1 protein-coding gene is annotated in these 334 nt (G+C 30.8%); it reads left to right on the top strand.

The window, feature by feature from the left end:
* Nucleotides 1-142: 142 nt before the first annotated feature.
* A partial coding sequence (locus KEM10_RS25280) for a hypothetical protein (RefSeq protein WP_212221082.1) occupies nt 143-334 on the top strand: 192 nt, incomplete at its 3' end.

The following is a 334-nucleotide window of genomic DNA, read 5'->3' as shown; positions in this document are numbered from 1 at the left end:
TTATCTCTTCATTGCAGTGTGGGCATAAAGGCATGGTAAAGTCGTAGAGTTAAACGGATAATATACGTATAAATGTACGGTTGAATTATGTATTTATCAATTTTTTTGTGTTTTTGGAGTATTAGGATTTAATATCACTAATATGCACAGGAAACCAACCATATATCTGAATGAATTTTCGCATCAAACTACGCCGTTAATTAAGCTGTTTTTTTATTCGAATAGTACTATTGAACAGTTTATAGGCAAGTTGGATTATGTGCATTATAGCCATCAATACAAATGCTATTATATTCGGAATAAAACAGAGTATAAGCAGAAATTATTCCAGGAT

The organism is Carboxylicivirga linearis (assembly GCF_018271995.1).
Classification (GTDB): domain Bacteria; phylum Bacteroidota; class Bacteroidia; order Bacteroidales; family Marinilabiliaceae; genus Carboxylicivirga; species Carboxylicivirga linearis.
This window is presented reverse-complemented; position numbering and strand designations above follow the sequence as displayed.